Origin of the sequence: Acinetobacter sp. UC24323 (genome assembly GCF_024151445.1) — a bacterium.
Lineage (GTDB): Bacteria > Pseudomonadota > Gammaproteobacteria > Pseudomonadales > Moraxellaceae > Acinetobacter > Acinetobacter baumannii.
Map to the genome: position 1 here is coordinate 16,950 of NZ_JAHIBY010000018.1, position 26,415 is coordinate 43,364.

The 26,415-nt window shown below is 38.8% G+C and carries 24 protein-coding genes and 3 tRNA genes; 12 read left to right on the forward strand and 15 right to left on the reverse strand.

The genetic code is table 11. From position 1 onward, the window contains the following. Positions 1 to 105: 105 nt before the first annotated feature. Positions 106 to 1,248 carry a glycerophosphodiester phosphodiesterase gene (locus KNQ97_RS17995; protein ID WP_000488520.1) on the forward strand — a complete coding sequence of 381 codons (1,143 nt, stop codon included), beginning with the start codon at positions 106 to 108 and terminating at the stop codon, positions 1,246 to 1,248. A gap of 43 nt (positions 1,249 to 1,291) precedes the next feature. Here the strand turns inward: KNQ97_RS17995 and KNQ97_RS18000 are convergent, their stop codons facing one another. After that, on the reverse strand, positions 1,292 to 2,254 hold the full coding sequence (locus KNQ97_RS18000) for an MBL fold metallo-hydrolase (RefSeq protein ID WP_031965076.1): 963 nt from the start codon (positions 2,252 to 2,254) through the stop codon (positions 1,292 to 1,294). Between the two features lie 106 nt (positions 2,255 to 2,360). Between KNQ97_RS18000 and KNQ97_RS18005 the strand changes: the two genes are divergently transcribed. Further along, positions 2,361 to 2,735, forward strand: a complete 375-nt coding sequence (locus tag KNQ97_RS18005) for a diacylglycerol kinase (RefSeq protein WP_000379022.1) — start codon at positions 2,361 to 2,363, stop codon at positions 2,733 to 2,735. Positions 2,736 to 2,915: 180 nt separating this feature from the next. Here the strand turns inward: KNQ97_RS18005 and groL are convergent, their stop codons facing one another. The 4 genes from groL to KNQ97_RS18025 all read right to left on the reverse strand — a co-directional run bounded on the left by groL (position 2,916) and on the right by KNQ97_RS18025 (position 6,762). Continuing rightward, on the reverse strand, positions 2,916 to 4,550 hold the full coding sequence (groL, locus tag KNQ97_RS18010) for a chaperonin GroEL (protein WP_001274623.1): 1,635 nt from the start codon (positions 4,548 to 4,550) through the stop codon (positions 2,916 to 2,918). 58 nt (positions 4,551 to 4,608) lie between these two features. Next, positions 4,609 to 4,899 (reverse strand): co-chaperone GroES, encoded by a 291-nt coding sequence (gene groES / locus KNQ97_RS18015; RefSeq protein WP_000065579.1) that lies wholly within the window; start codon positions 4,897 to 4,899, stop codon positions 4,609 to 4,611. Between the two features lie 185 nt (positions 4,900 to 5,084). Further along, complete coding sequence (locus tag KNQ97_RS18020) at positions 5,085 to 5,843, reverse strand: metallophosphoesterase family protein (RefSeq protein WP_207272471.1); 759 nt, start codon at positions 5,841 to 5,843, stop codon at positions 5,085 to 5,087. Continuing rightward, positions 5,824 to 6,762 carry a diacylglycerol kinase family protein gene (locus KNQ97_RS18025; protein WP_001247651.1) on the reverse strand — a complete coding sequence of 313 codons (939 nt, stop codon included), beginning with the start codon at positions 6,760 to 6,762 and terminating at the stop codon, positions 5,824 to 5,826. The genes KNQ97_RS18020 and KNQ97_RS18025 overlap by 20 nt, the downstream gene beginning before the upstream one ends. Before the next feature lie 391 nt (positions 6,763 to 7,153). Between KNQ97_RS18025 and KNQ97_RS18030 the strand changes: the two genes are divergently transcribed. Continuing rightward, complete coding sequence (locus KNQ97_RS18030) at positions 7,154 to 8,986, forward strand: phosphoenolpyruvate carboxykinase (GTP) (RefSeq protein WP_000214355.1); 1,833 nt, start codon at positions 7,154 to 7,156, stop codon at positions 8,984 to 8,986. 41 nt (positions 8,987 to 9,027) lie between these two features. On the opposite strand, the gene glpD is transcribed toward KNQ97_RS18030, so the two are convergent. After that, the gene (gene glpD, locus KNQ97_RS18035) at positions 9,028 to 10,545 is read right to left on the reverse strand and encodes a glycerol-3-phosphate dehydrogenase (protein WP_032026298.1); all 1,518 of its coding nucleotides are present in this window, start codon (positions 10,543 to 10,545) and stop codon (positions 9,028 to 9,030) included. A gap of 154 nt (positions 10,546 to 10,699) precedes the next feature. After that, a complete protein-coding gene (gene glpK, locus KNQ97_RS18040) occupies positions 10,700 to 12,208 on the reverse strand; it encodes a glycerol kinase GlpK (protein ID WP_000063780.1) in 1,509 nt (502 codons plus the stop codon). A 374-nt stretch (positions 12,209 to 12,582) separates the two neighbouring features. Here glpK and KNQ97_RS18045 point away from each other — a divergent pair, with 374 nt between their 5' ends. Further along, positions 12,583 to 13,914 carry an MFS transporter gene (locus KNQ97_RS18045; protein WP_001984607.1) on the forward strand — a complete coding sequence of 444 codons (1,332 nt, stop codon included), beginning with the start codon at positions 12,583 to 12,585 and terminating at the stop codon, positions 13,912 to 13,914. 116 nt (positions 13,915 to 14,030) lie between these two features. Then, a complete protein-coding gene (locus KNQ97_RS18050) occupies positions 14,031 to 14,453 on the forward strand; it encodes a hypothetical protein (protein ID WP_253612562.1) in 423 nt (140 codons plus the stop codon). Positions 14,454 to 14,472: 19 nt separating this feature from the next. Here KNQ97_RS18050 and KNQ97_RS18055 read toward each other — a convergent pair whose 3' ends face one another. Next, positions 14,473 to 15,141 carry a methyltransferase gene (locus KNQ97_RS18055; protein WP_253612563.1) on the reverse strand — a complete coding sequence of 223 codons (669 nt, stop codon included), beginning with the start codon at positions 15,139 to 15,141 and terminating at the stop codon, positions 14,473 to 14,475. A gap of 240 nt (positions 15,142 to 15,381) precedes the next feature. Beyond that, positions 15,382 to 16,230, reverse strand: coding sequence for a bifunctional methylenetetrahydrofolate dehydrogenase/methenyltetrahydrofolate cyclohydrolase FolD (gene folD, locus KNQ97_RS18060; protein ID WP_253612564.1), 849 nt, complete (start codon positions 16,228 to 16,230; stop codon positions 15,382 to 15,384). Positions 16,231 to 16,382: 152 nt separating this feature from the next. On the opposite strand from folD, the gene KNQ97_RS18065 reads away from it, so the two are divergent. Beyond that, positions 16,383 to 16,456, forward strand: a tRNA-Cys gene (locus KNQ97_RS18065). Positions 16,457 to 16,467: 11 nt separating this feature from the next. Further along, positions 16,468 to 16,553 (forward strand) — tRNA-Leu (locus KNQ97_RS18070). Positions 16,554 to 16,651: 98 nt separating this feature from the next. On the opposite strand, the gene KNQ97_RS18075 is transcribed toward KNQ97_RS18070, so the two are convergent. Continuing rightward, a complete protein-coding gene (locus KNQ97_RS18075; protein ID WP_253612565.1) occupies positions 16,652 to 18,415 on the reverse strand; it encodes an alkaline phosphatase in 1,764 nt (587 codons plus the stop codon). Between the two features lie 196 nt (positions 18,416 to 18,611). On the opposite strand from KNQ97_RS18075, the gene KNQ97_RS18080 reads away from it, so the two are divergent. Both KNQ97_RS18080 and KNQ97_RS18085 read left to right on the forward strand, forming a co-directional pair. Beyond that, positions 18,612 to 18,697: transfer RNA gene (locus tag KNQ97_RS18080), tRNA-Leu, on the forward strand. Positions 18,698 to 18,772: 75 nt separating this feature from the next. After that, positions 18,773 to 19,117 carry a hypothetical protein gene (locus KNQ97_RS18085; protein WP_367398856.1) on the forward strand — a complete coding sequence of 115 codons (345 nt, stop codon included), beginning with the start codon at positions 18,773 to 18,775 and terminating at the stop codon, positions 19,115 to 19,117. On the opposite strand, the gene KNQ97_RS18090 is transcribed toward KNQ97_RS18085, so the two are convergent. From KNQ97_RS18090 to rlmE, 4 genes are all read right to left on the reverse strand, one after another. After that, positions 19,118 to 19,432 carry a DUF5713 family protein gene (locus KNQ97_RS18090; RefSeq protein ID WP_000461267.1) on the reverse strand — a complete coding sequence of 105 codons (315 nt, stop codon included), beginning with the start codon at positions 19,430 to 19,432 and terminating at the stop codon, positions 19,118 to 19,120. Between the two features lie 134 nt (positions 19,433 to 19,566). Next, entirely contained in the window at positions 19,567 to 20,418 is an 852-nt protein-coding gene (folP, locus tag KNQ97_RS18095) for a dihydropteroate synthase (RefSeq protein ID WP_086262923.1), read from the reverse strand. Positions 20,419 to 20,552: 134 nt separating this feature from the next. After that, on the reverse strand, positions 20,553 to 22,448 hold the full coding sequence (ftsH, locus tag KNQ97_RS18100; protein ID WP_001286662.1) for an ATP-dependent zinc metalloprotease FtsH: 1,896 nt from the start codon (positions 22,446 to 22,448) through the stop codon (positions 20,553 to 20,555). A gap of 134 nt (positions 22,449 to 22,582) precedes the next feature. Then, on the reverse strand, positions 22,583 to 23,233 hold the full coding sequence (gene rlmE / locus KNQ97_RS18105; RefSeq protein WP_000235573.1) for a 23S rRNA (uridine(2552)-2'-O)-methyltransferase RlmE: 651 nt from the start codon (positions 23,231 to 23,233) through the stop codon (positions 22,583 to 22,585). Between the two features lie 199 nt (positions 23,234 to 23,432). On the opposite strand from rlmE, the gene yhbY reads away from it, so the two are divergent. Next, on the forward strand, positions 23,433 to 23,756 hold the full coding sequence (yhbY, locus tag KNQ97_RS18110; RefSeq protein ID WP_000729551.1) for a ribosome assembly RNA-binding protein YhbY: 324 nt from the start codon (positions 23,433 to 23,435) through the stop codon (positions 23,754 to 23,756). Positions 23,757 to 23,770: 14 nt separating this feature from the next. Next, on the forward strand, positions 23,771 to 24,307 hold the full coding sequence (locus KNQ97_RS18115) for a DOMON-like domain-containing protein (RefSeq protein ID WP_000179363.1): 537 nt from the start codon (positions 23,771 to 23,773) through the stop codon (positions 24,305 to 24,307). Positions 24,308 to 24,366: 59 nt separating this feature from the next. Here KNQ97_RS18115 and KNQ97_RS18120 read toward each other — a convergent pair whose 3' ends face one another. Next, entirely contained in the window at positions 24,367 to 24,954 is a 588-nt protein-coding gene (locus tag KNQ97_RS18120) for a hypothetical protein (protein ID WP_001282880.1), read from the reverse strand. A 319-nt stretch (positions 24,955 to 25,273) separates the two neighbouring features. Here KNQ97_RS18120 and carA point away from each other — a divergent pair, with 319 nt between their 5' ends. After that, the gene (gene carA / locus KNQ97_RS18125; protein WP_000106446.1) at positions 25,274 to 26,413 is read left to right on the forward strand and encodes a glutamine-hydrolyzing carbamoyl-phosphate synthase small subunit; all 1,140 of its coding nucleotides are present in this window, start codon (positions 25,274 to 25,276) and stop codon (positions 26,411 to 26,413) included. Positions 26,414 to 26,415: the final 2 nt, after the last annotated feature.

The window sequence follows — 26,415 nt, forward strand, 5'->3', positions numbered from 1 at the left end:
AAACCAGTTAACGAGTGTCACTTAAAATTCATGAATTCTTCATGATCATGTCAAACAAAGCACCGAAACTTGAGTCGTTTCAACTAAAACAATATGAGTAGAATTATGTTTAGAAAAGCACTTTTATGCTTAAGTTTAATTAGCTTGGTTGGTTGTAATGATGACGATAAAACTGAAACGACGCCAACCACGCCAGAATATCAACTTCCTAAAATTTTAGTAGTAGGACACCGTGGCGCTAGCGCTTTACGTCCTGAACATACTTTAGCTTCATATCAAAAAGCGATTGATGACGGCGCAGATTTCATTGAACCGGATCTAGTCTCTACAAAAGATGGCGTACTGGTTGCCCGCCATGAAAATGAGATTGGTGGAACAACCAATGTAAGCACTTTAAGTCAGTTTGCAGACCGTAAAAAAACAAAAAATATTGATGGCGTCGACTTAACCGGTTGGTTCACGGAAGACTTCACTTTAAGTGAATTACAGCAGCTTAAAGCGCGTGAACGTATTCCTGAGTTTCGACCAGCCAACACAGCTTATAATGATCTTTACCCTGTCCCAACTCTAGAACAAATCATTGAGCTTGCCGAAGCTAACTATAAAAAGACGGGGAAAATTATAGGTTTATATATTGAGACGAAACATCCGACTTATTTTAAAAATCAAAATCTGGCAATGGAAGATACTCTTCTAAAAACCTTAGCCAAATATAAATATACACGTGATATTGCACCTGTCTATTTACAGTCTTTTGAAGTGAGTAATTTAAAATATTTAAAAAATGAGCTTGATCTTCATAAGACGCTTAAACATGCACAAATTATTCAGCTATACGATTCAAAAACATCTCGACCAGCAGACTTCGTAGAGTCTGGTGACACTAAAACTTATGCAGATTTGGCCACAGCACAAGGGTTAAAAGATGTTGCCAAATATGCAAATGGTGTAGGACCAAGTAAAGGTTACATACTGACCTTTAATAATGATGGCTCTTATAAAACTAGTACGTTTATTTCTGATGCACATACGGCTGGCTTAAAAGTACATCCTTATACTTTCCGACCAGAAAATAACTTCTTACCAGCGCCGTTAAAGTGCAGCTCAGATAAACCTGCAGAACGTTGTCCATCTGGTGCATTAAAAGAGTTTGAAGCCTATTTCAAGGCAGGTGTTGATGGCGTCTTTACAGATGACCCAGCACTCGGTCGTGAAGCTGTCACTAATTTTGAAAAAGCTGCAAAATAACTCAATCTTCATAAAAAAACAGGGCAATGAATGCCCTGTTTTTTTATTTATCAAGACTGTTATTAAAATATAAAGGAATCCACTGATACTGCTCAGCATTCACTTTATACACATGACCAATTCCCGGGAATGGTAAATGCGGGGCAGCTACCCATTGTTGCTTATTTGAAATTTCAGCAAATATTTTTAAACGAGTATTAATTGCCTGCTCTGAATTTACATCAAAATCTACCCCAGTTTTTGGAGCATCAAACTGTAAAGAATGTGAGTGGACAATATCACCAACAAAGACAATTTGTTGCCCTTTACTCTTCAAACGGAAGCTATGGTGTCCCGGTGTGTGCCCTTGTGTATTAATCACTTCAAAACCTTGAATAACATCACCATCTTTAAAGGTTTTGAATGCTTTCTTTGCTTGATAAGGTGCAAGTGCAGCTTTTACGTTTTTAACAGTACCTAAATAATTTTCTTTTTTATCCGCTGGTACAGTTTTTTCATTTGCTGGATTTAACCAATAATCTGCTTCGCGCTCATGAGCATAGATCGTTGCATTAGGAAATACGGCTTTTCCATTTTGAGCAATACCGCACACATGGTCTGGATGTAAGTGGGTCAATAAAACAGTTTTCACATTGGCAAGTTGATAGCCCGCTAATTCAAGATTTTTAGCAATTGAACCTAACTGTGGACCAAAACAACTCGCAGCTCCACTGTCAACAAGCGTCAAACTTTTACCATCATCAACCAAAAAGGCATTTACTGAAGTCTGAATCCCCTTCTCATTTACAGCAGCATATTTCGTTAAAATTTTAGTTTTTTCAGCCTGACTTAAATTTTTAAACAATTTAGGATCTAGATAAATAGTGCCATCGAGCAAGGAAGTTATCCGATAATTACCAAATTGATGATGGTAATATCCGGGTACTTGTTGAGCTGAAGCTGGTTCTGCATAGCTTATATGCAAGCTACCCATGATAAGTCCTAAGGCTACAAATAGTTTTTTCATCTCTTCTTCTCTATGGAGTTATAAAGTCAAAATCTTTAAAAAAGATTTAATATTTTTTTAAGGGCTGCACTATATAATGCATGAAAAGTGTCAAAAATATAAGTGAATGGATAGTTATTCTCCCTATAAAGGTAAAAGTGGCCTAAAGCGCATCTTGAACGCTACCAGTTATTCAATTTCAGGATTTAAAGCTGCTTACCAAAATGAAGCTGCATTTCGGCAAATTGTTTTAATTAATCTTGTACTCATCCCTGTCAGCTTTTTCCTTGATGTAACTCGCGGCGAACATGCCCTAATGATCATTGTCTGTTTGTTTGCCATCATTGTTGAGCTCTTCAACTCTGCCATTGAAGCAGTGGTTGATCGAGTTTCACTCGAGAAACACCAACTTTCCAAAAATGCAAAAGATATGGGTAGTGCCGCTCAGTTTGTTGCACTTTCTATTATTGTCGCCACTTGGCTTATTATTTTATTTGGATAAAAAAAACCATGCTTATAAGTAGATAAGCATGGTTGTAACAAAAGAGGAACTTCTAGCTGCTGTTCCTGTTTTAATTTTAGGGTTCTGAACTTAACTTATTCTTAAAATTATTGGAAAAATAAAAATAAAAAAATCCCTGCGAATGCAGGGATTTTTTTGGGTTAAAGCGTTGATGCGTTATTACATCATTCCGCCCATACCACCCATACCGCCCATATCTGGAGCAGCTGGTTTGTCTTCAGGAATGTCAGTAATCATACATTCTGTAGTTAACATTAAGCCAGCAACAGAAGCAGCGTGCTCAAGTGCAGAACGAGTTACTTTAGCTGGGTCAAGGATACCCATTTCCAACATATCACCATATTCGCCAGTTGCAGCGTTGTAACCGAAGTTACCCTCACCATTCTTAACAGCGTTGATAACTACAGATGGCTCATCACCAGCATTCGCAACGATTTGACGAAGTGGAGCTTCAATCGCACGGCGTAAAATGTTGATACCAGCTGTTTGATCTTCGTTAGCGCCTTTTAAGCCTTCAAGAGCATTTACAGCGCGAACAAGAGCAACACCACCACCAGCAACAACACCTTCTTCAACTGCTGCACGAGTTGCATGAAGTGCGTCGTCTACGCGGTCTTTCTTCTCTTTCATTTCAACTTCAGTTGCTGCACCGATTTTAATTACAGCAACACCGCCTGCTAACTTAGCAACACGTTCTTGTAATTTTTCACGGTCATATTCTGAAGTAGATTCTTCGATTTGAGCACGGATTTGTTGAACACGCTCAGCGATAGCAGCAGCATCACCAGCACCGTCAACAATAACTGTGTTTTCTTTAGAAACAGTAATTTTGTGCGCTGTACCTAAATCTTGAAGAGTTGCTTGTTCTAAAGACATACCAACTTCTTCAGAAATAACTGTTGCGCCAGTCAAGATCGCAATGTCTTGAAGCATTGCTTTACGACGGTCACCGAAACCAGGAGCTTTAACAGCACATACTTTGATGATACCGCGCATGTTGTTTACAACAAGAGTTGCAAGCGCTTCACCTTCAACATCTTCAGCGATGATAAGAAGTGGTTTACCAGTTTTAGCAACTGCTTCTAAAACAGAAATCAATTCACGAATGTTGCTGATTTTTTTATCAACAAGAAGGATGAACGGATTTTCAAGTTCAGCAGTTAAAGTATCTTGTTTGTTTGCAAAGTACGGAGAGATATAACCACGGTCAAACTGCATACCTTCTACAACGTCTAATGCGTCTTCGAAGCCAGAGCCTTCTTCTACAGTGATTACGCCTTCTTTACCTACTTTTTCCATTGCTTGAGCAATAAGTTTACCAACAGTAGTATCAGAGTTAGCAGAGATTGAACCTACTTGTTCAATTGCTTTGAAATCATCAGCTGGTTTAGCAATAGAACGGATATTTTCAACTACAGTTTTTACTGCAATGTCGATACCGCGTTTTAAATCCATTGGGTTCATACCAGCAGTTACTGATTTGATACCTTCATTTAAAATTGCTTGAGCAAGTACAGTTGCAGTTGTTGTACCGTCACCTGCGATGTCGTTAGTTTTGCTTGAAACTTCACGAACAAGTTGAGCACCCATGTTTTCAAACTTGTCTTTTAATGAAATTTCTTTTGCAACAGTTACACCGTCTTTAGTGATGTGCGGCGCACCGAAAGAGCGGTCGATCACAACGTTACGGCCTTTAGGACCTAAAGTCACTTTAACCGCATCTGCAAGTACGTTTACCCCTGCAATCATTTTTGAGCGAGCTGAATCACCAAATTTTACGTCTTTAGCTGACATATTAAACTCCGAATCTTTTTAAATACTGAATCTGATAATGAATTGAGTTATGGATCGATTAGCCTTCTAATACAGCTAAGATGTCTGACTCTTTCATGATTAAGAGTTCTTCACCATTTACTTTAACTGTTGTACCCGCATAAGTACCAAATAACACCTTGTCACCAACTTTAACATCCAAAGCACGTACGCCGTTATCAGTGATTTGACCATTGCCTACTGCAATTACTTCACCTTGAGATGGTTTTTCAGCAGCAGAACCTGGCAATAAAATACCGCCAGCAGTTTTGGTTTCTTCTTCTACGCGACGAATCACAACGCGATCATGTAATGGACGAATGTTGCTCATAATTAACTCCATCAGACTTAGTCTTTTTGATTAATCGTTATTGCTTTAATCCAGAGCAATAACAAAATATTTAGATGTCACTTTTGTGGGGATGAAAAAAATGGCTTCAAGGGGAAATAAGAAAAATTTTTCTCTTTTTTGAATATTTTTTAAACAATCAATTATTTAAGCTCATCTAAACCAAATCAATATGAAGTGAATTCAGCCAACTGTTCATTAAACCAATAATGCTGAATTTTTCCTTCATTTGAAATTGTATTAAAGCTATTTGGATTATGATGATATAAGCGAGTAGAAGTTGCTGTACCTGCATGTATATCAAAAATAGGATGATCTATTTTTAAAGAATAAATCTGAGTTAAATCATATATAGCTGTTTTATGGAGATGCCCATGTAACATTCCAAATAGACCAGTTGTACTCCACTTTTCTAAAGCGATTTTGCCTAGAACCGGACAATCTTTTATTCCATGCTTATTATCAGGCGGCGTATAAAAGGGTTGATGAAAAACAACCAGCTTTATTTTATTTTTAGGTCCCCTGTCTAAACGCTCATAAGTAGCTTGAATTTGTTCAATCGAAATATGCCCACGCGTATGATAACGACGGCGTATACTGTTTACGCCTACAATATAAAAATGTTCAGTTTCTAAAGTCGGCTCTAATTCACCAAAAAAATATCGATAACGGGTAAATGGAGAAAAAAAACGGTTCCAGACATGATACAAAGGTATATCGTGGTTACCAGGCACCACAAGATAAGGAATATTGAGGCTATCTAAATACTGTCGACATTTAAAAAATTGTTCATACTTGGCGCGTTGAGTAATATCGCCGCTCACAACAATCACTTCAGGCTGTTGCTGAATACAAAAATCACTTATTGCCTCTAAACACTCTTTTTTTTCTGTCCCAAAGTGTAAATCAGACAGATGTAGTAACATTCGGCACCATAATATTTAAAGCATTTTTTTCTACAGTGAAATTTAAAGGAGGTTTCATCTCTATGATTTCTCCATCTAAGGCCACTGTGAGTTTGGTTTTCTTTGCACATTCAACAATGACATGATCAGCACAAAAACTATATACATCTTGTGCATCTTCAACTTTACCTTGAACCCATTGCCAAAGCATATTTAGTAAACTCAGCTTATCACTTTTTGTAATTACAACTCCAGCGACTCTTCCCTGTGCTGCACATTCTGCAATTCTGAGCTTCATATCACATAGTTGCAATTGGTTATTTCCAAAGAAAATAAGCGGCGCTTTAACTGGGTATTTCTTGCCATCTACAGTTATAGAAAGCTTCATTGATTTATTTTCTCTCAATAAAACATCTAAAGCTGAGGTATAGGCATGTAAAGGCAGTCTTCCTAAATATTTATTGTAGAGTTCGCGTTTTTTGATAAAAAGAGGATATAAACCTAAACTGGCATTATTTAGATAAATATGATCATTAATAACTGCTACATGTACTGACCTAGGTTTACCTGTTGCAATAACCTCTGCTGCCTCTAAAAGGTCTAACGGAATCTCTAAAACTTTAGCAACATAATTAAAAGTCCCTAAAGGCAGAATTCCCATGGGAATAGAAGTATTTTTAAGTTTAGTTGCAACCGCATTTAAAGTACCATCTCCTCCTGCCGCAACAACCACTCCTGTATTTTCATTTTGTGAATGTCGATGAATAACATTATTTATCAAATCATCAAATAATGTATTTTCATTTAATTCAAATACTTGTATTTCAAAACCATATTCTGTAAATACAGTCATGAGCTGCTCATAGACGTCTTCATGTTTTGAAGCATGAAATCCTGATTTTTCGTTATAGATGATTGAAAGAGGTTTCAAAGGCCGCATTTTATTATCGTAAAGTCAGTTCTTTATTCTATTTTGTATATAAAATCGCCTATTAAAAGTCTCTTTATGTAAATTTTGAATGAGCTTCATTTGTATAATCAATAATAATTCTCAAAAAAATTTTTCAAGACTAATTCATTGATTTTAAACAAAATAATTTAGATAAATAACATACATATAACATAAAAATATAAAAGCAAAAACCTTATAAAAACATATAAACATATGATTTTCATTAAAAAATAAAGAAAACTCCAAATATCTGCTAGTTAGTCTTTAGTCTTATTTTTTTTATGATTTTATGCTTTAATACAGCCACTTTTTTATTTGATCTTTCATTGTATCCCAATGAATGACTTGTACGTTGTACATATTTTGAATAGGCCTCACCATGACCACAGTGAACGCACCAGAATTCGTTCGTCATCCTAAGCTTATAGCATGGGTTGAAGAAATTGCAAACTTAACCAAACCAGCAAAAATCGAATGGTGTGACGGAAGCGAAGAAGAGTATCAACGTCTAATCGACTTGATGATCGCTAACGGCACCATGCAGAAATTAAACCAAGAAAAACATCCTGGTTCTTATCTTGCAAATTCTGACCCATCTGACGTTGCGCGTGTTGAAGATCGTACTTACATCTGCTCTCAAAATAAAGAAGATGCTGGTGCGACAAACAACTGGGAAGATCCAGCTGTTATGCGTGAAAAATTAAATGGTTTATTTGAAGGTTCAATGAAAGGCCGTACCATGTACGTTGTTCCTTTCTCTATGGGTCCTTTAGGTAGCCATATTGCTCACATTGGTATCGAATTAACTGACTCTCCTTATGTAGCTGTTAGCATGCGTAAAATGGCACGTATGGGTAAAGCAGTTTATGACGTATTAGGTACAGATGGCGAGTTTGTTCCTTGCGTACATACAGTAGGTGCTCCACTTGCTGAAGGTCAAAAAGATGTTGCTTGGCCTTGTAACCCAGAGAAATATATCGTTCATTACCCAGAAACTCGCGAAATCTGGTCTTTCGGTTCTGGTTACGGCGGTAACGCGTTACTTGGTAAAAAATGTTTAGCTCTTCGTATCGCTTCTGTCATGGGACGCGAACAAGGTTGGTTAGCTGAACACATGCTTATTCTTGGTGTAACTAACCCTCAAGGTGAAAAACACTACATCGCTGCTGCATTCCCGTCTGCTTGTGGTAAAACAAACTTTGCAATGTTAATTCCACCAGCAGGTTATGAAGGTTGGAAAATCGAAACTGTAGGTGACGATATTGCTTGGATTAAACCAGGTGAAGATGGTCGCTTATATGCGATTAACCCTGAAGCTGGTTTCTTCGGTGTAGCACCTGGTACAAATACCAAAACTAACCCGAACTGTATGGCAACTCTTCACAAAGACGTTATCTATACAAACGTAGCAGTAACTGACGATGGTCAAGTATGGTGGGAAGGTCTTTCTAAAGAAGTTCCAGCAAACTTAACTAACTGGAAAGGTCAACCTCACGTAAACGGCGAAAAAGCAGCACATCCAAATGCTCGTTTCACTGTTGCAGCAGGTCAATGTCCATCTATCGATGCTGATTGGGAAAACCCAGCAGGTGTTCCAATTTCTGCATTCATCTTCGGTGGTCGTCGTGCAGATACAGTACCTTTAGTTTCTGAAGCTTTCGACTGGGTTGACGGTGTATATAAAGCGGCAACTATGGGTTCTGAAACTACTGCTGCTGCTGTTGGTCAACAAGGTATTGTTCGCCGTGACCCATTCGCGATGCTTCCATTTGCTGGCTATAACATGGCTGACTACTTTGACCACTGGTTAAACCTTGGTGCGAAAGTAAGTGAAAAAGCTGAAGCTTCTGGCAACAAATTACCAAAAATCTTCAACGTAAACTGGTTCCGTCGTGATGCTGAAGGCAACTTCGTATGGCCTGGTTTTGGTCAAAACATGCGTGTTCTTGAGTGGATCATTGATCGTTGTGAAGGTCGTGCGAACGCTGTTGAAACACCTATCGGTTTTGTTCCAACATATGAAGACTTGAATTGGGAAGGTACTGAGTTCACTAAAGAACAATTTGACCTCATCACAAATCAAGATAAAGACCAATGGGTTACTGAAATTGAAAGCCACACTGAGTTATTCAATAAACTTGGCGAACGCTTACCTAAAGCATTAAAAGAACGTCAAGCAGCTTTACTTGAAGCTGTAAAAACTGGCTTCTAATTACTCTATATAAAAAAGGTCGCCATGTGCGACCTTTTTTATTATGCGGCATCGTCTTTTAATCGACGTTCAGATAAATAAGCTTCTAAAACTTTTACCTGTTTTTCATCAAATGCCAAACCTAATTTAGATCTGCGCCAAAGTATATCTTCTGCTGTGTGAGCCCATTCATATTCACACAAATATCTGACTTCACACTCAAACAAATCATGGCCAAAATGTTGACCCAATTGTTCTATAGCATTTCGCTCTTTAAGCATATTCCACACTCTTGTGCCATATGCATGAGCCCAACGGTTGGCAAGCGAGTCAGAAATTCCACTTACACGTGTTTTAATCTGATTGATTAAATCCTCTAGGGTTGTCCAGTTTTCGGCGCCAGGTAATGCTTCATGTGCAGTCCATTCCTCTGCCATGTCATTAAAAAACGGAGCCAGATGCTCTAAAGCAGCTTCGGCTAATTTTCGGTAAGTTGTAATCTTGCCCCCAAACACTGAGAGCAATGGTGTGGTTTTATCTTCTGCCTGTAGAGCCAAAGTATAATCGCGTGTAATTGCAGATGGATTATCCGACTCATCATCACATAAAGCACGCACACCCGAGTACTGACTTACAATATCAGCTCGCGTCAACTGCTTTTTAAAATGTGAATTTGTCACTGTCAAAAGGTAATCGATTTCCACATCAGTAATCTCTACTTTTTGTGGGTCACCTGTGTATTCCTGATCTGTTGTACCAATGAGGGTATATTTTTCTAAATAAGGAATTGCAAAAACGATCCGTCGATCTTCGTTTTGCATAATAAAGGCCTTATGACAGTCATATAATTTTGGCACAACAATATGACTTCCTTGTATAAGCCTAATTTGATAAGGCGAACTTAAACCCAAGTTTTTACTAATAATTTCTTCAACCCAAGGCCCCGCCGCATTTACAATAGCTCGTGCACGTATCTGATAAAACTCAGCTCCGCTTTGTAACTCCAGATGCCACAATTCCTGTTGTCTATAAGCCTTAACACAACGTGTACGTGTAACGACTTTCGCCCCTTTCTCTTTAGCTTGTAGTGCATTTAACACCACAAGACGCGCATCATCTACAGTACAGTCAGAATATTCAAAACCACGTGTTATCGCTGGTTTTAAAGGGCTGTCTTCTTTGAAATAAATGAGATTTGATCCTAATAATTTTTCTCGTTTTCCCAAATGATCATAAAAAAATAGACCTGCTCGAATTAGCCATGCAGGGCGTAAATGGGGTCGATGAGGCATGATAAAACGCATTGGTTTAATAATATGTGGTGCTTTAGCTAGCAATACTTCACGCTCTGCTAATGCTTCTCTGACCAGCCTGAATTCTTTATGTTCTAAATAACGTAGGCCGCCATGAATTAATTTGCTGCTAGCAGATGAGGTATGGCTGGCTAAATCATCTTTTTCACATAAGAATACCGATAATCCGCGCCCTGCTGCATCATTGGCAATACCAACACCATTAATACCGCCACCAATTACAGCAATATCATATATTTTTGAATAATCATTAGGTTGTACTTTCATTTCTCATGTTCTTTTTATTGTTGATCTTATAAAAATTAAAACATCAAATTGATGAAACAACAATCAAAAAAGTAGAATAATCAATTTTGCATCCTCTAGCATTTAACTATCCATTGACTACCCTACTATTGAATTCAACTAGTTAAGAAAAAGTTCAATCCTCTGCCCAATTTTGACTACGCTTAACTGCTTTTAGCCAACCTTTATAAATGAGTTCAGCTTGTTCAGAAGGCATTTTCGGTTCAAATACTTTTTCTATGGCAGATTTATTTCTTAACTCATGAAGATCTTGCCAAAAACCAGTTGCCAGCCCTGCCAGGAAAGCTGCACCCAATGCTGTAGTTTCTTTCATTATTGGACGCTCTACCGGTGTCGTTAAAATATCGGCCTGAAATTGCATCAAGAAATTATTTTCCGTTACTCCTCCATCAACACGGAGTGTACGAAGCTCTTCTTCTGCATCTTGTTGCATGGCGTCTAAAACATCTCGAGTTTGAAAGGCTATAGACTCTAGAGTTGCACGAATAATATGTTCAATACTAGCCCCACGCGTCAGACCAAAAATTGCGCCGCGAGCTGTCGGGTCCCAATACGGTGCTCCTAACCCGGTAAAAGCAGGTACTACATATACACCATTATTATCCTTTACACGTGTTGCATAAAGCTCGGAATCCTTAGCATTCTTAATAACCTTTAATTCATCACGTAACCACTGTACGCAAGAACCACCGTTAAATACGGCACCCTCTAAGGCATAGTTCACCTCACCACTCGCACCACAGGCAATAGTTGTGAGTAATCCATGCTCTGAACGGACAATCTTTTTACCCGTATTCATGAGTAGAAAACAGCCAGTACCGTAGGTATTTTTAGCCTGTCCCGACTCAACACACATTTGACCAAAAAGCGCAGCCTGCTGATCACCCGCGATTCCGGCAATTGGGATCCCTACTTCTTGTCCACTAATGGTATGTGTATATCCATAAACCTCAGATGAACTACGAACCTCCGGCAACATTGCTCTAGGAATATCTAAAGCTTGTAAAAGTTTTTCATCCCACTCAAGCTTTTCGATATCAAACAGCATGGTTCGAGATGCATTGGTAAAATCAGTGACATGAACAGCACCATTAGTTAGTTTCCAAATGAGCCAGGTGTCCACCGTACCGAATAATAACTCTCCCCGCTCAGCACGCTCACGGCTGCCTTCAACATGATCCAAAATCCATTTAATTTTTGTGGCCGAGAAATATGGATCAATGACTAAACCGGTGGTCTTACGGATATATTCTTGCCAACCTGCTTTATACAATTGATTGCATATTTCGGTTGTTTGTCGGCTTTGCCAAACAATCGCATTGTAAATAGGTCTTCCTGTTTTTTTGTCCCAGACAATGGTGGTTTCCCGCTGGTTTGTAATTCCAATTGCCGCAACTTGCTCACTCTTGATGCCAGCTTGAGCCAATGCTTCGACCCATACAGCACTTTGAGTTGCCCAAATTTCCATAGGATCATGCTCAACCCAACCTGGCTGAGGGTAAATCTGGGTAAATTCTCTTTGAGCAATACTGACAACGTTCGCATCATGATCTAAAACAATTGCTCTTGAGCTTGTTGTTCCCTGATCAAAAGCGACAATATATTTTTTCGGGCAATTTGACATCTGAATGTCCCTTTCATTTTCCACACACATCTAGCCCACAATGCAAAAACATCATGCCTAACTGTATTTATTTAAAATTTTCTTTGGAATATATCATTATTTTTAAGTGGCATAGGGTTTCTTCGTCCAAACATTACCCATTCTTTATCAATTTTTTACTGCATGGAAAAAAGTAATAAGAAAAATATTGAAATTAGAAGATAAAAATATGCTGATCGCCTAATTTGAAATCACATAAATATTCAACTTATTCCTTTGCTTAAATAATAAACATTGTTTTACAGACATAAAAAAAATAAAGTGAAATACTCCTGTAGATAATATGTAAAAACGGAATAAATCTTCTCTTTTTTAGCATTCAACCCAAGCGAAACATGGAGCGAATCATGGTTGATCAACCTTCTACCGCAACAACTCCACATTCTAATTTAGATACAAAAACCCGTCTAAAATCAATTTTGGGCGGTTCTGCCGGTAACCTTGTCGAATGGTACGACTGGTATGTATATGCCGCATTTACGCTCTATTTTGCTCATGCATTTTTCCCAAAAGGAAGTCAAACCGCCCAACTTCTTCAAGCTGCCGCTATTTTTGCAGTGGGTTTCCTTATGCGTCCCATTGGCGCATGGATTATGGGGATCTATTCTGATCGTAAAGGACGTAAAGCGGGCCTTACGCTTTCCGTTACTTTAATGTGTATCGGTTCGCTACTGATTGCTGTTACACCTTCCTACGAAAGTATAGGCGTATTTGCTCCATTGCTTTTGGTTATTGCACGTTTAATTCAAGGCTTAAGTGTAGGCGGTGAATATGGTGCAAGTGCAACGTATTTAAGTGAAATGGCAGAAAAAGATCGACGTGGTTTTTTCTCAAGCTTCCAATATGTCACTTTAATTGCAGGACAGCTTACAGCTTTATGCGTACTACTCATCTTGCAAATGATACTCACCGAAGAACAACTGCATGACTGGGGATGGCGTGTTCCGTTTTTCATCGGAGCCCTTTTAGCTATTGTGGTGTTCCGTATTCGTCGTGGCTTATTGGAAACTCAATCCTTTAAAAACGCTCAAGCAGAAACAGATCAGCCGAAATCAGGAATGTTTGCTTTATTTAAACATTATCCTAAAGAGGCCTTCACCGTATTATTCCTAACTGCTGGTGGTACTTTAGCTTTTTATACTTACACCACCTATTTACAGAAATATTTAGTGAATACTTCTGGTTTTACCAAGCCTGAGGCTACTCAAATTACCACTTTAGCCTTATTCATCTTTATGTGCTTACAGCCATTGGCAGGTGCCTTATCAGATCGGATTGGCCGTAAACCGCTTATGATCGCCTTCGGGGTCACAGGTGTTTTATTCACTTATATTTTGTTTGATACACTTGCAAACACGCATAACTACTGGACTGCTTTCTGGCTATGTTTAGGTGGACTGGTTATGGTAACCGGCTACACATCAATTAATGCTGTAGTGAAGGCTGAACTTTTCCCTGCACATATTCGAGCTTTAGGTGTCGCATTACCTTATGCAATTGCGAATACTTTATTTGGTGGTACAGCCGAGTTTTTCGCATTAAGTTTTAAAGAAGCCGGGCACGAATCATGGTTCTTTATTTACGTCAGTATCATGATTTTCATTTCATTGCTGATTTATATCTTCATGAAAGACACCAAGCATCATTCAAAAATTAAAGAACATTAAAATTCTTCAATTAGAGCTAATATCATAAGTGAATGTTAGCTCTAACTTAGTGAATAAGCTCCAACAACGTTTCTATTTTATGAGATACTTCATATAAGAAAATAAGGACGATACTGATGAATAAAAGTATTCTATGTTTGGCATTAAGTAGTATGTTCATTTTAACTGCCTGTCAGACTACGCCTCGACAATATAATGGTTCAACTGGCTACCAGATTGAAAACCAAACAAAAACTTCAGCGACTTTAGCTTACACTTTAGCTGGTCGTAGTAACCAGCAACTTGATGAGCGTAAATTGCAACGTGCTTGTCAAAATGTGTTAGGTGCTCAGAAAGTTTATAAATTATCAATTTTAAGCATCAATGAAATTCCTAATCCAGTTAAAGATGAGCATTACGGAATTCAACTAGGTGAAACCCGCGCTTCTTTTGGCTTATCAAATACACCTAGCTTAAATAATGGTGAAGATTATGCGACACGCCAAGCACTTGAAGCACGTCCAAGTACATTAAAAGTCGTTCGTTATACTTGTTCATAATATAAAAAAGACGCTGTTTTTACAGCGTCTTATAAAAACTTACATTTCTAAATTCTTTCGCCTCATCCAGATCTGGCCAAGTTGTTGCACTTCTTTCTTCAATTTTTTCATATTTTGGATGACTAAAATTTTTAACACGGCTATCTGCTACCCATACTTCAGGTGCAAATTTTAAAAATTCGTCTAAGAAAAAGCGATTACATTGGTCATATAACACATCGGCAGCAAGTAAAACATCGACTTGTTCAGCCTTATATAAATCATCCAAATATTCGAGTTCTACATCATTAAGTAAAGCATTTTCACGGCAAGCATTTAAACTGACCTGATCAATATCACAGCAGATTACGCGTTTTGCTCCTGCCATTTTTGCAGCAATTGCCACTACACCAGAACCTGCTCCGAAATCTAACACCACTTTATCTTTAACATGGTGCGGCCCTGCAAGTATCCACTGAGCCATCGCCAAGCCTGATGCCCAACAGAAAATCCAATACGGCGTGTCATTCCAGATACGGCGAATAACTTCGTCATCCAATCGATCAGTTGGAAAAACAGGTGGAATCAACCATAAAGAAATTGGAGTTTCTGGCAACTGTTGTGCCATTAATTCACAATGAGGAATGACTTCATGTAAGGCTTGAAGTAAATGTTCAGGGGCTTTGGACAGTTGAAAGGTGCAGCTCATAAATAAGCTCAACAATTTATAATTACTATTTGATCATCTGCATCGCGAGCAAGACTAAAACAGTAGCTTAAAGCATGATAGTGGCTAGTTACTAAAAATACGTTAGTTCAATTCCACTGCTTTAATTAGTGCAACCGTTTTGGTCTTGCGTAGCATTCGCTACTCATCCCGAAAGAAAAGTAACATACGAGCTCCTAACATTTGCGTTAAACGGTAGGACGCCGCCGTGAATAAATTAAATTAACCTAAAGCTTTTTCAGCAGCTTCTACAGTTTGACGAATCAAAGTTGTAATGGTCATTGGACCAACACCACCCGGTACTGGTGTATAAGCAGAAGCAATTTCTTCAATACCTTGTAATTGAATATCGCCTACACCACCGCCATCACGCGGATGGAAACCAGCGTCTACAACAACTGCACCTTGTTTAATCCAGTCTTTTTGAATAAGTTCAGCTTTACCTACAGCACCAACAATAATGTCAGCTTGTTTCACAAGCTCAGGTAAGTTTTGTGTACGTGAATGACAAATCGTTACTGTCGCATTTGCTTGTAACAACATCATTGCCATTGGTTTACCTAAAATTGCTGAACGGCCAACTACAACCGCGTGTTTGCCAGCAATTTCGATATTGTTTTCTTTAAGAATCGTCATAATGCCAGCAGGAGTCGCTGAACCATATGCAGCTTCACCCATTGCCATACAGCCAAAACCAAGGCAAGTTACGCCATCTACATCTTTTGCTAAAGAGATCGCATCAAAACATGCGCGCTCATCAATTTGTGCAGGAACTGGATGCTGTAAAAGAATACCGTGAACATCTGGATTGGCATTAAGCTTTTCAATTTCAGCTAATAATTGTTCTGTTGTGGTTTCTTGTGGTAATTCGATTTTTAATGAATCCATACCTACTCGGCGGCAGGCATTCCCTTTCATACGTACATAAGTTGCAGAAGCACCATCATCCCCAACCAAAATAGTCGCTAAAATTGGGGTACGACCTGTTTTCGCTTTTAAAGCTTCAACACGTACCAACAAATTTTCTTCAATTTGCTTTGCTAATGCACGACCGTCTAAAACCAATGCCACAGCACATCTCCAAGGTAGACATGAATTTAATGTGCCAATAATACATGATAATTTCGACAATTTTATTCTAGATGTTGTTTTTATGTGCATCTTCGCTCAAAACAGTATTGTTTTTTTTGTAAAGGTTGCTAATATGTGCATCACCAAATGCAGGCGGGGTGGCAGAGTGGTCATGCAGCGGACTGCAACTCCGTGGACGCCGGTTCGATTCCGACCTCCGCCTCCAAATTTGGTAAAGCCCGGGTGGTGAAATAGGTAGACACAGGGGATTTAAAATCCCCCGCCCTCAAAGCGTGCCGGTTCGAGTCCGGCCCCGGGCACCATCTTCAAGTACTGAATATGGTGTCATAAAGAATCCAGCGTAAGCTGGTTTTTTTATGCCTAAAAAAAGGGCTACTATGTAACCCTCTATTTTTTAATTTTAAGCCGTCTTTTGACCTTGTTTTAACGGCATCAAATTCAGATCCAATACAATATCGTTTTGTCTACTTGAATCTATCTGATATTCGGTATTTTTAATTGAATCTACAAATCTCCACTCAGAATGAACTTGCGCCTGATCTAGAGTAACCAACAAGTATCCTCGTTGATTTAAATTACAATAAACCAATTCATCAATTAATGTAGTAAATGCAAATTCAAACTGTTGAAGCTGAGCCAGTGGAATACTTAAATATTTTTCCAAACCTGGAGACGATACAGAACTCGTCGCTAATTCAACTCCAACGTATTTCCCTTTCTGGCTATATAAATAAGATGCCCATGCATTATGTGTATCCCCGACTAACACAATGATCTTTTTATTAAACTCGGCCAATTTATCGTACACAAACTCTCGCTCAGCATAGTAACCATCCCAAGCATCGAGATTATATGGCGCAACCGTCATAATTCTTGCTTTTTCTTGGGCTGTTAATGTCGGATCATTTTGTTGTAAACGAAGTTTTAAAGCGACCAACTCGGTAATTTGTGCATTCATCTTAGCAAGCGCATCAGGCGAAGTTCCTCCTGAAGTAATTTGCCCTAAAGACGCCAACAACTCAGCTGGAATCCACATTTTACTCATTAAAACTTGCTGCCCTACTACATTCCATGTTGCTGTAGATTGCTTTAATTTATCAACCAACCAATCTCTTTGTGTATACCCCATCAAAGTACGCACCGGATTAGTTAAATCTGCCTGAAACTTTGCAATATCCAAGCCTGTAGCCGTCATGTAGTCTGTATATGCAAGCTGCTTATCACGCGCAATAATACGCGTATCTAGCATGGTTAACTGAACAAGAGAGCCAAAATTAAACTGGCGATAAATATTTAAATGATCTGTACTAGAAACTGGACGAATTGGCATCCATTCAAAATAAGCCTGTAGAGCAGCTAATTTACGGTCCGAAAAAGCCCCTTCATTACTTTGATGATTTTCCGCCCCCTCACGCCAAGCATCATTTGCCAACTCATGGTCATCCCAAATCACAATAAAAGGATGGCGCTGATGAGCTGCTTGCAAATCTTTATCTTGACGATAAAGCGCATAACGTTTGCGGTAATCATCTAATTTAATAATTTCTTTATTATTATCGGCAGGTAAATTACGGCCTAGTTTTATTGCATCTTCCGTCGCATAGCCATCTGAACCATATTCATAAATATAGTCACCCAAATGAATAATGACATCGACGTTTTGTTTTGCCATTTCACGATAAACATAAAAGTAACCCGCAGGATAGTTAGAACAAGAACATACTGCAAAGCTCACTTTATTGGTGGATGTTGGTAATGTTTTCGTCTGCCCAACTGGTGAAACTTTATTACCAAATTTAAAACGGTAGTAGTACACCGTATCTGCTTGTAACCCAGCTGCATCAACTTTCACTGTAAAGTCATCAGTCTTGCTTGTTTCAACCATTCCCGTCTTTAAATTTTGTTTAAACTGATTATCGGTTGAAATTTCCCATACAACTTTTAAGCGCACCCCAGAGTCTGTCGGTGTTACTCGTGTCCACAAAATAACTTTATCTTGTAGTGGATCCCCGCTTGCGACACCATGAAGAAAATCTGCTTGTATTTCTGGGCTTTCATCATCTGAGCCATCATTACAACCTGTAAAAGCAACAGGTATAGATAAAGCCCCAAAACCGAGTAGACTTTTTTGAATTAATTCTCGGCGTGAAATTTTCTCTGACATAAAATTACCTAAGTTTTAAGCAATGAGTGTCTTAAACTTAAGTAGAGAAGATGAACAACTGATCTCAGTTTGATGAACAAATCATGACATAAATTGGTTAATTTATAGAAATACTGATAAGAACTGATTGAAAATAAAGCAAACTCTCTGTTTTTCTCTTGCCAATCGCGCACTTGTCCTCTATTATTGCGCACATGCCCGGGTGGTGAAATAGGTAGACACAGGGGATTTAAAATCCCCCGCCCTCAAAGCGTGCCGGTTCGAGTCCGGCCCCGGGCACCATTTTCAACTATTGAATTTGGTGCCATAAAGAATCCAGCGTAAGCTGGTTTTTTTATGCCTGATGAAAATAATGCCATGATCAGAATATTAATATTTATATCCGCTCTACTCTTTTTTATACCCTTTGCAAATGCCAAAGATATATTTAACGGTACAATCTTGTTCAAAAATAATGATTGGCACTTTGTACGCTGCTCTATTACTCAAGATGACTATCTAATTGAAGCCCCTCAAGAGATATTTACTCAATTTAAAGAGCTACAGCAGCAACAAAAAAACTATTGGGTCAGCGTGTTGGCAGAAGTAAATGAACAGCAGAATGGAAATTTAATTTTAAAAATTGAGAAAATAGACGAAGTTCACTTAGACGAGACATGTCATTTATTAGATACTCTCAAAAATTTTGAAAATCGAGAGTAATCACCACTCTCGATTCATCACCAACTCTTCCATTTCCAGATCCAAATATCCTGCATCTTGTACCACCATCATCATTGCCTCAGCAATATAATCAGCAGCACTATCATCAAGCGATGAGTCTAGATCTTCGAACTGTGGCTTCATTTCATTAATTTCATTTACAGTTTGATGAGCGTATCGATAGATATCTTGCTCAGCTAACGCAGGTTTTTGAACTTTTTTAGCAAATTGCTCAATAAGCTGCTTGAGTTCAGCGACCAAAATATCTGGATAATATTCATCATCAAACATTGGGAGAAGTAAGTCTTCAAACATACAAAAGTTTACACAACAGCAAAAACTTGCCGCTTATAACATATTTTCGTAAAAATCACGAGATATTTACCCGATTCACTCATCCACTCTATTTTAATGAGCACTGAGTGAGTCCAATTTTATAACGTCATTATTCAGACTTGCTGCATCGCTTTCCAAACTAAAATTGCTTCATGCATTTCCTTTACATCATGCGCTCTTACAATGGATGCTCCCTGCTGAATACTAAGCAAATGCCCAGTTACACTTCCCACAGCACGTTGATCTGCAGGAGCGCCTTGTAAAGCTTCACCTATGAAACGTTTACGAGAAAGGCCAGATAAAATTGGATAACCAAGTTCATTAAGTTTCCAAAATTCTTTTAATAGTTTTAAATTTTGCTGGGCATTTTTCGCAAAGCCAAATCCAGGATCAACAATAATATTGTGCTTTTTTACCCCAGCAGCCAAAGCCTCATCAATACGCTGTTGCAACTCTTGCATCACATCGAGTGTTACATCAGTGTACTGATCCAACTGATTCATTGTCGTTGGTTCACCGCGCATATGCATAATTACTACAGGTATATCTAATTCTACGGCAGTTTTTAAAGCATTGGGACGTGTTAAGGCACGGACATCATTCCAGATATGTGCCCCTGCTGCTTTTGCTGCGCGAATAACTTCTGGCTGACTTGTGTCGATCGACAAAATAACGTTATGGTGAGATAAAGCTTCAACGACAGGTACCACACGACGCACTTCTTCCTCTACTGCAACTTCTGAAGCACCAGGTCGGGTAGACTCCCCCCCAATATCAATAATAGTCGCGCCTTGCTCAATCATACTAAGTGCATGACTAACCGCTTGGTCTAATTGGTTATGTTTGCCACCATCACTGAACGAATCAGGAGTAACATTTAAGATACCCATAACATGGGGCTGAGATAAATCTAATTGAAGCTGTCCACACTGTAAAATCTGCTTTGGTAAAGATATTAACTGCATAAAAAGCTCCGGATCAAAATCAGCGGCTATTTTAGCAAGTAAGCTTTACATGCTGTCGATTTCTTTTCAGCTTTATCCAAAGTTAAGACAAATAAAAAAAGCCACATAACTGTGGCTTTTTTATTTGTCTTAACTTAATTCATCGCTGGTAATGGCGGCGGAGTAGATGGACCATCTTTTGGTGGTTCAAACGCAGATACCGGATTTTCAGCAATATAAACTTTAGGTGGTTGAGGTTCTCGACCTTCCATGATGTCACGGATTTGGTCACGATCAATAGTTTCCCATTCCATCAACGCTTTAACCATTGCGTGTGCGATATCTTTATTATTTTCCAAGATATCACGAGCAACTTTATACTGTTCATCTAAAATACGGCGTACTTCCTGATCAACTTGTTGTTGAGTTGCCTCAGAAATTGTACGGCTACCTACGTTACCGAAGAAACCATTTTGGTTTTCATCTTCGTAAACCATTACGCCCATTTTGTCAGACATACCGTACTTCGTTACCATCGCACGAGCCATTTTTGTAGCGCGTTCGAAGTCATTTGAAGCACCAGTCGATTGCTGTTGAATGAAGACTTCTTCAGCAATACGTCCACCAAACAAAATTGCAATTTCATTTAGCATTTTGTCTTTATAGTGGCTTATCTGATCTTGTTCAGGTAACTGCCAAGTTACACCTAAAGCCCAACCACGCGGCATAATTGTTACCTTATGCACAGGGTCAGTGCCCGGTAAAATCTCAGCAACAATTGCATGTCCAGCTTCATGGTAAGCAGTTGCACGACGCTCTTCTTCACGTAGAACCATTGATTTACGTTCAGGACCCATATAGATCTTGTCTTTTGCATCTTCAAAGTCATGCATATCGACAGTGTTCTTATTGCGGCGAGCAGCAAACAGAGCAGCTTCATTTACAAGGTTTGCCAACTGAGCACCAGAGAAACCAGGCGTACCACGAGATAAAACTTTAACGTCTACACCAGTAACTGAAGGCAATTTTTTCAAATGTACATTCAGAATTTGTTCACGACCACGGATGTCAGGTAAACCAACCATAACTTGACGGTCGAAGCGGCCTGGACGTAACAATGCTTTATCTAATACGTCAACACGGTTAGTCGCAGCAATAACGATTACGCCTTCATTACCTTCGAAACCGTCCATCTCTACGAGCATTTGGTTTAAGGTTTGCTCACGTTCATCATGACCACCACCTGTACCTGAACCACGGTGACGACCTACTGCGTCAATCTCATCAATAAAGATAATACATGGCGCATGACGTTTTGCTTGTTCAAACATATCACGGACACGGGACGCACCCACACCCACAAACATCTCAACAAAGTCAGAACCAGAAATGCTAAAGAATGGAACTTTTGCTTCACCAGCAATTGCTTTGGCTAATAACGTTTTACCAGTACCTGGAGGACCAACCATAAGCACGCCACGTGGAATAGTAGCGCCCAAGCGTTTGAATTTTGCAGGATCTTTTAAGAAATCTACAATTTCCACAACTTCTTGTTTCGCTTCATCACAACCGGCAACGTCAGCAAAAGTCACTTTGATTTGGTCTTCAGAAAGCATTTTTGCCTTCGACTTACCAAAACTCATCGGACCATTTTTGCCGCCTGCACCACCACCCATGTTACGCATAAAGAACATGAATAACAAAATGATTAACAGTACAGGGAAACTAGCAATGAGAAGTTGCATCAAAATGCCTTGACGTTGTGGTGCTGTGCCCTCTACAACAACATTTTGCTTGTTTAAGCTTGGCATAAGTTCAGTGTCTTCAACTTGCGGACGAACAGTTTCAAACTGAGATCCGTTAGTTTTTTCACCACTAATATTTAAACCGTCAATCGTGACTTGCTTAATTTGGCCAGCATTCACCGCTGCAACAAAATCTGAATATTTCATTGCAGTTGGCTTATTGCGGTCACTGATATTACTGAAAATTAAAATCAGAACACCAAGTATTATTAGCCACAATACGGCATTCTTGAAGTAATCGCTCAAAGCTTTATTCCCATATCAATCTAATTTGATCATGCCCAAACTTGGCCGATCGTCTTAAAAACAGCAATTGTCTTGCTTGCGGATAACCTAAAAGATACAAAATGCACAATTTTTAGGAGCTTGGCAAGTAAACTTTATTGCAATGCTTTCTTACGCCCTTGTCCAACCAAAAAAACTTCTTTAGATCGTGCCCGAGAAGCTGCTGGTTTTGCTGTTTTTAACACATCAAAACTATCAACGACTTGTTTACGAAACTCATCAAATCCTGCGCCTTGGAACACTTTAACAACAAACTGTCCATTTGGACCCAAGACTTTCTGAGCAAAGTCTAAAGCAAGTTCACACAAGTAAATCTGTCGAGGTTGATCAACAGCCCTATTACCTGATGTATTGGGGGCCATATCAGAAATTACAATGTCTACTTGTCTTCCGTTTAAAATATTTAACAATTTTTCAAATACAGCTTCTTCTCTGAAGTCGCCTTGTAAGAAAGTGACATCTGGCAAAGCATCCATAGGTAAAATATCGGAAGCAATAACCAATCCTTTACTACCAACGAGTTTCCCAGCGATTTGTGACCAACTCCCAGGAGCTGCTCCCAAGTCCACCACTGTCATGCCTGGCTTGATCAACTTATATTTTTCTTGAATTTCAAGAAGTTTATACGCTGCTCGTGCACGATATCCTTCCTTTTGTGCTTTTTTTACAAAAGGATCGTCTAGATGTTCCCTCATCCACGCACGACTACTTTTAGACAATTTTTGGTTGGTGATGCGTGTTGCCATAACTCACTAAATATCAAAAAAACTTCTGATTGCTCATTGTACGTGAAAATTACTCTCATTACAGTACGGATGTAACGTAATCTCAATAACTTTTACAGTTTTTTTCCAATAATGTTGATCGATTATTTATACAGTTTTTCGTACATTTGATTTTAAGTTTTTTGCTATACTAAGTCGTTTTTAAAATCAGGTATTTTTAATGGCCGCTTTATCTATTCATGAACGTAAACGTTTACGTCAAATTGGTCATGTGCTTAATCCGGTTGTCATGATTGGTGGACAAGGCTTAACAGACGCTGTTATTGAAGAAACGCTTCGTGCTTTAAACGATCATGAACTCATCAAGGTAAAAATTGCTGGTGAAGACCGTGAAGCTCGTGCCGCAGTAATTGATGCGATTGTAGAAGCAACTGGTGCTGAAGCTGTACAGAAAATTGGTAAAATTGTTTTACTCTATAAAAAAGCAGCTAAGCAAAATCAACATTTATCTAACCTTGTTCGTCACGCACACTTAGCAAACTAACTTATTGACTACTTATGGCAAGTTACGAACTTTCAGCTTTTGATCGTTTTCATGCTGTTTCTGTTGTTGGCGCAATTGAACAGCAAGCCCCATATACATTAAATGTGGGTTTTTGGATTCGTGATCCAAACCAACTAATTATCTGGCCCCAAGAAGTCGCAGCTCATCCTCGCCAGGACTTTTTGTGGGAAGAGACTTGTTTTGAAATTTTCATTGGCGTGCATGATGAAGATTTCTACCGGGAAATTAATCTTTCCCCTTCTCAAGCATGGCAGACTTACCAGTTTGAAGAATATCGCTATCCGGAAAGCATGCCTCCCCTCGTTGCTTACGATATCGAATTGAATCATCTCAAACGTACCCACTATGGGTTAAATGTAAGTCTTGACTTAAGCCAGTTTATGCAACAGCACCGCTTAAAATGGGCAAACCTTTATCTAGGTTTGACTGCTGTTTTAAAAACAAAAGATGGTATGCAGTACTATGCAATGCAGCATAGTGGAAAACATGCTGATTTTCACAATAAACGTGATTGGCTGCATGAGTTTTAAAAAACAAAAAAGCGAGAAATTAATTCTCGCTTTTTTTATTAACTTTTAATGCTAAATCTTTAGTGATCTCTTGCTTTGTTCCAAGCTTCAACCGCATTATTTTTAGTGCGTTTTAAGCTTTCAGTTAAAGAGTCTTTGTGTTTTAAAGAAATTTGGCTAATGTCACCTTTAAGTTCCTTAGTCACTTTGGTTAGATCTTCAATTAATGCATTGATTTCAGCTTTTAAAGTATTTTTTAATTCATTCAATCCTTCTTGTGAAGTATTGAACTGAGCTTTAATCACATCAAGACGCTGTAAAATATCTTGTTTAATCTGAGCAAATTGATTGTGAATGTTCTGATTCAATTCTTGTGTTTCAGCTTCAATCTTTTCTTCGGTCTCATTAATTACAGCTTTTACTTGCTCTTGTGTTTCTGCAATAGCTTCTTTAACTTGCGAAGTCGCTTCGTGAGCCACTTCTTTGACCTGTTCTGTTTTTTCAGCTACAACTTCTTTTACCTGTGTAGCTTTAGTGCTAACCGCTTTTTTAGCCCGAGTCGTCGTTTTGGCTACGGCCTCTTTAGCTTCAGCTACTTCTGTTTTTACAGTCTCTGCTACTGATGAAGTATTCTCAGCTATGTCTTTTGAAACTTGGTTATCGCTCATGCTATTTCCTCTTCCTCGTATTGTTTATTTTTTAACTAACATTACAATAAGAGGAATTAGATAATTTCAGCAGCCAGATTGTCAGACAATTTGCTAAAAGTATCAATTTCAGACAAGTGGATGAATTTTTTTGCTAAAAGCAAGCAATGAATTAAATTTTTTAATAGAAAATAAATAGACTTTTTAAGGTTCCATGCGTATAATGCGCTGTTAAGTTACAAGCGAGCAGACCAGTGAGGAGGGGCATGTTTTTTTAGAACATCGCCTATCTTTTTTAGGTCTACTCGCTTTTTTACAGCCGAAATTCAGGAGCTTTGGTTTGAGCACCCCCGCCATTTTAGCCCTCGCAGATGGAACGATCTTTAAAGGAACGTCAATCGGCGCAACGGGAAGTACGACTGGAGAAGTCGTTTTTAACACAGCCATGACAGGCTATCAAGAAATTTTGACTGACCCAAGTTATGCACAACAAATTGTGACATTAACTTACCCTCATATTGGTAACACTGGTTGCAACGAAGAAGACGTTGAATCTGGTCGTATCCATAAAGTATGGGCGAATGGTTTAATTATTCGTGACCTTCCACTATTACATAGCAACTTCCGTTCTGAGCAATCATTAAGTGAATATTTGCAAGCGCACAATGTTGTCGCAATTGCTGATATTGACACACGTAAACTTACTCGTATTTTACGTGATAAAGGTGCACAAAATGGTTGCATCCTTGCCGGCGAAAATATTACTGAAGAAGAAGCAATTGCTAAAGCTCGCGCTTTTGGTGGTTTAAATGGTTTAGACCTCGCAAAAGAGTGCTGTGATCCGACAGGCTTTGAATGGTCTGAAGGTTCATGGGTATTAGGTAAAGGCTTTACTCAACCTGAGTTAAAATACCATGTGGTTGCATACGATTATGGTGTCAAAACCAACATCTTGCGTATGCTTGCAGACCGCGGTTGTAAACTCACTGTTGTACCTGCTGAAACTCCGGCTGAAAAAGTATTAGCACTTAATCCGGATGGCGTATTCCTTTCAAACGGCCCTGGCGACCCAGCTGCTTGTGATTACGCTATCGAAGCTGTAAAAACTATTGTTGAAACCACAACATTACCTGTATTTGGTATCTGTTTAGGACACCAAATCTTGGCACTCGCTTCTGGTGCAAAAACTGTAAAAATGAATCATGGTCACCACGGTGCGAACCACCCTGTACAAAATCTTGAAGATGGTACAGTGATGATTACATCTCAAAACCATGGTTTTGCTGTAGATGCAGAAACATTACCGGCTAACTTAAAAGCAACGCATAAATCATTGTTCGATGGCACTCTACAAGGGATTCATCGTACAGACAAACCAGCTTTCAGCTTCCAAGGTCACCCTGAAGCAAGCCCAGGTCCACATGATTGTGCACCTTTGTTCGATCATTTCATCGAACTTATTGAAGCATCTAAACAGTAATT